The 4,452-nt window shown below is 37.5% G+C and carries 7 protein-coding genes; 1 reads left to right on the top strand and 6 read right to left on the bottom strand.

Going from position 1 to position 4,452, the window contains the following annotated elements:
• Positions 1–50 precede the first annotated feature (50 nt).
• Together BWI97_RS25885 and BWI97_RS25880 are read right to left on the bottom strand one after the other, a co-directional pair.
• Positions 51–848: an FUSC family protein gene (locus BWI97_RS25885; RefSeq protein WP_304529128.1), complete on the bottom strand. Its 798-nt coding sequence runs from the start codon at positions 846–848 to the stop codon at positions 51–53.
• Between the two features lie 12 nt (positions 849–860).
• Complete coding sequence (locus BWI97_RS25880) at positions 861–1,157, bottom strand: hypothetical protein (RefSeq protein ID WP_146011052.1); 297 nt, start codon at positions 1,155–1,157, stop codon at positions 861–863.
• Positions 1,158–1,269: 112 nt separating this feature from the next.
• Between BWI97_RS25880 and BWI97_RS29380 the strand changes: the two genes are divergently transcribed.
• Complete coding sequence (locus tag BWI97_RS29380) at positions 1,270–1,635, top strand: TaqI-like C-terminal specificity domain-containing protein (protein WP_102203376.1); 366 nt, start codon at positions 1,270–1,272, stop codon at positions 1,633–1,635.
• Here BWI97_RS29380 and BWI97_RS25870 read toward each other — a convergent pair.
• The 4 genes from BWI97_RS25870 to BWI97_RS28705 form a co-directional block, all read right to left on the bottom strand.
• A complete protein-coding gene (locus BWI97_RS25870; RefSeq protein WP_146011051.1) occupies positions 1,594–1,938 on the bottom strand; it encodes a hypothetical protein in 345 nt (114 codons plus the stop codon). The two genes, BWI97_RS29380 and BWI97_RS25870, sit on opposite strands and share 42 nt — an antisense overlap.
• A gap of 382 nt (positions 1,939–2,320) precedes the next feature.
• Positions 2,321–3,130, bottom strand: coding sequence for an Eco57I restriction-modification methylase domain-containing protein (locus BWI97_RS28715; protein ID WP_233208057.1), 810 nt, complete (start codon positions 3,128–3,130; stop codon positions 2,321–2,323).
• A gap of 35 nt (positions 3,131–3,165) precedes the next feature.
• Positions 3,166–3,723: a hypothetical protein gene (locus BWI97_RS28710; RefSeq protein ID WP_233208056.1), complete on the bottom strand. Its 558-nt coding sequence runs from the start codon at positions 3,721–3,723 to the stop codon at positions 3,166–3,168.
• Entirely contained in the window at positions 3,680–4,318 is a 639-nt protein-coding gene (locus BWI97_RS28705; protein ID WP_233208055.1) for a hypothetical protein, read from the bottom strand. Before BWI97_RS28705 ends, BWI97_RS28710 begins: the two co-directional genes overlap by 44 nt.
• Positions 4,319–4,452 lie beyond the last annotated feature (134 nt).

Genomic DNA, 4,452 nt, shown 5'->3' with positions numbered 1-4,452 from the left:
GTAGGGCCCGAAGTTCCAGGCAGCAAACCCTGATTTGCCCGCTTAGTTTATTACAACAAAAAAAACGGATCTTGGTGTTTTTCTGAAGCATCATCGAGGATCTCCTTCACTCTTTCTTCCGAATCGTCTGAGATCCCCTCGTTCGGTGAAGGATCTAGATAAAGCAAACTTTGAACGAGTACGTCCTTTACTGCCTTTATCTGACCCGGATCTACCCGTTGGTTCCCGACGGCGATGGACCTGAAAAGTGAAGCGATATTAGCACTGAGTATATGATTCAGCATTTGAAAATGATACATGTATTTAGAAATGATGGCTTGATTGCCGGGTTCTATGAGCATTCGCTGAAAAGATTGCGATAGGTTGGCCTGGCCCAGGTAAACACGCTTCCAGGCCAGTTTGTAGGCCGTCACATTGGTAGGTTCCCCACGAAGCGCATCCTCGAGTTTTCCCAGGTACTGTACATTGAATTTCAGCAGTTCTCTGCATAGAAAAAGTACCCGAATGGACTCCCAGGAGGGGAAAAGATACGTGGCTCCAAAGGCAATGGCGCATCCAATCAGTGTATCGTACATTCGTTCGAGAACGAAGCCCCATCCACTATTCCCGTAAACGTATAGGAGGGTGATGACCAACGGCGTCAGCGCGATCACGCTCAGGAGGTGGTGGATGCGATTGAGGGTAAAATAAATGAGCAGAAACACCGACGCCAACCCAAGGAGTAGTGCCGTGTTTGTAACGAAATGCAGCAGGCACAGGGCGATGACGATCCCCAGTAAAGTACCAATCAGCCGTTGCACGTTTCGTTCCCGGGTGAGACTGAATGCGGGTTTTATGATCACCACCACGGTAATCAATATTCAATAGCTGTACTGGCCTAGGGCAAATACCTGGCAGTATATAACAAAAAAACAGGTCACGGCCAGGCGAAGTGAAAACCGGAATATCGGCGAGCTTATTTTAAAATTCGCTATAAACTGCTTCCATTCCAGCTTTTCAAAGGGAGCAAAATGCTGATACTCCACCGGGGGTTTGGCGGGAATGACGACTGCGGTTTCGTTACGAAGCGTGTAGTACACTTCTTCACTATCCGCGTGGATACTCCTATGGTTCGCCAGTAGCTGGAAAAGAATGGCCGCTTTGCAACAATGTTGCAAAAATGATTTATCTTTGTCAGGTCATCCTAATCAAGAGAAGACTTTGCCTGAAACGGAATAACATGAGGGTATTCTCTTGGTTAAGGAATACGGACGATTTTTCTAAACAAAAATAGTATGGGGAAACTTATCTCTATCAGCTTCTTTTGCAAAAGCACCTGAAGAAATATATGTCAACGTCCCTTGCTCTATGATTGTACCATTTAATGGATATTTACTAGCAGTTTTAAACTCGAAGCTTGCAGATTGGTTCATACGTCAATATGGTGTTACTCGAAATGGAGGCTACTTTGAATATAAACAAATGTTTGTTGAACGATTACCTGTACCAGTATTATCAGAGGATCAACAAAAACCCTTTGCCGATTGGGTCTCATTTCCGAACCAGCAAAATCAAAAAAACATAGATAACCGAATATATGAATTGTATAATCTTTCAACCGATGAGGTTGAATTCATTGAAGGCTTGATGAAGTAAATTATGTTTATAATTACTAATATATTCCCTTTCATCTTGATTTAATCCTATAATTTCTGACCATATTTTGAATATAACTTCATCTATTGTACTTTGAAAGTTGAGTTGATTTAATAAGTTCCGTAGCTCAATAGCTTGTTGAGCACTTGGGATAGGGATGTAGGTTTCATCTAAATACGCTTTCTTGTATCTAAAGCCTGTTGAATCAAATTGAGGACCAGAATAGAATTTTGAGAATATAAAGAATCCTAAATCTGATGTTAAAAAGAGATAAATAATATCTATATCATATCCAATCATCATGAAATTCGTAGCTTCAATGTAGAATCCATCTTTATCTAAATAAAAATTTGGATAGTTAGATAATAGATGAACCTGCTTCGGCATTCGCATAATATCAGGATAGACTATTTTTGTTTAGAAAAATCGTCCATATAAGCACAATTACGTAAGTTATAGGGAGTATCACCTTTATCCGTTCGCTTGGCTAGTTCAACATAGTATTGGTCTAAATGATCTTTTATAGCTGGATAATCGTCTGATATAATTGATTTTACACCCTTTTCTTTCATTCCATTATGCATATTTATCAACCATAAGTCGTTATAGTCGTACGTATACCTTTTAATATCTCTGCCACGTAAAATCGGTCGTATAATTTCGGCACTTTTAGGGTCCTGAGCAATCAACTCATCTTTCTTCTTGCCGTCAATGATAAAGCCTCATTATAGCCAGTGAGGATACCTCTGTATATATTGACATCCCAGTCTTTAAGAGGTTTACCGTTTGCTTCAATTTTTGATTTAATACTTAATTCTATCCCTAATAGAATTATCCAACTATTTTCCGTTAAAAAACTATTAATAGTGGAATGGTTTGTTATATAATCTCGCAGATTATCCAACGCATTTTCTCTTAATATGCAAGCAATAGTGTTACCTTGATTTTTGTCTTTTGAAAATAGAATTATATTAGTATCTACTGTTGCAGATGAAAATATTTTTTGTCCTCCAAAATCAACTAGCAGTATGGGGTTTGTTTCCTCGCTAAAGAATTTCCTTGTACTTTTACCATAAGCGGCTTTCATCCATTTATTAGATGTGATAAAACACAAAATGCCTCTGCTTCTGAGAACATTCCAACTATTCTCATAAAATAATGAGTAGATATCTCCTGTTGATTCATAAGTTTGATAACCAATTTTTTGAAGATTGATACTTTCATTACCCATTTTTTGTAATTGCATGTAAGGTGGGTTTCCAAGCATTACATCAAATCCAATGAAATCACCTTCGTCATTTAAAACCTCTGGAAACTCGAATCGCCACTCAAAAGCATTTTCATACATTTTATTATTCTTTACCTCTTCTATATATGCGGTGAGCTGTTCTATTTCTTTTTTAAGCTTTTCCTGCTTCTGCTTATTTAGTTTTGCTTCAGCTTTACTAGGCGTAAACAACTGATTTTGAGAACTATTATATAGTTCTCCAGTCAACTTAGATAGTTTCTTTTTCTTAGGATCATTATTGGTTATCTCGGTCCGGAAGTCGCTTTTATTTTATTAATCAATTGTTCCATTTCCCGCTTCTGCTCTTTATTCTCTGCATTACGGTACGTTTGTACCGCTGCTTTATAATTATTGATGGATAGCTTACTCTTTTTTAGTGCCTGACTTAAGTCCGCATCCAGTGCATAGCGACTTACAAGGGAATTTCCCCACTTAATGTTTATATCAATATTAGGCAGGGTTTCTAAAGACCTTTCATATAGGGCCGCTGCAGGCGAAGATGTATAGTAAGCATTCTTCAACAACTCAATCCACAAACGTAAACGGCAGATCTTTACTGAATTAGGATTTAAATCAAGGCCAAATAGACAATTCTCAATGATGGTCTGTTTTTCATGGAAAATGGTCTCTTGAACCCTTTGACTTTCAGTGCTATTAGGATTATATTCAAAAAGCTGACCTTCCTCATCCGTAATGATTAGCTCGTCGTTTACTACTTCTATATGATAATCGCGTAGTCTTCGCTTACCAGACCGGTCAAATAATACCTTTAGTATCATTTTTAATACTAATAATCTCATTTAAAGCGGATACTAGAAAGTGTCCCGAACCTACTGCGGGATCACATATCTTCAAGCTGTTAATAATTTGATTGGCTTCTAGCTTATCTTCGATTTTATCATACAACTCATCTAGATCCGCACACTCCCATCCCTTAATTTCGTTGAACTTCTGAATAACTGCTCGCCGGATCGTTTCCCGGCACATATACATTGTAATGAAGCCAGGAGTAAAGAATGATCCGTCCTTGTAACCATTGATTTTTTCAAAGATCAGACCTAACACTGAAGCATTGATTAGAGTCTTATTATCTTCCTGAATCTCTTCAGCCCCTTCCCCACTGAATTCGTAGGCATTAAGAAACTCGAAAAAGTATTCTAACGCATTTAAATCTCCTGAACGTTTTTTCCCTTCTTTATTCTTTAAAACAGTAGTAGATAAGATAGGTAAAGTGTATTCATCTTTAAGGTTACTGATAAATATGGTAATATGCTCGATGTCAGTGGGCTCAAATAGAGAACTATTAAGATAAGGTACGGTAGAAAAAAGCTTTTTGTATTCTTCATCTCTTTTTTCTGGTTTACGAGCTAGTACTTCAAAGAACAGACTGTTCAAATCATCGTAATTCTTAATTTTATTAGTATTAAGAAAAGAATAAGTGGAGTCGCTTTTTTTTGGCGTGACTATATCTAGAATTATATTTTAATGAGTTGAGCTTTCAAGTAGTTTAAGAAAAAGAATACGATTGA

This window comes from Siphonobacter sp. BAB-5405 (assembly GCF_002872335.1).
Taxonomy (GTDB): Bacteria; Bacteroidota; Bacteroidia; order Cytophagales; family Spirosomataceae; genus Siphonobacter.
This window is presented reverse-complemented; position numbering and strand designations above follow the sequence as displayed.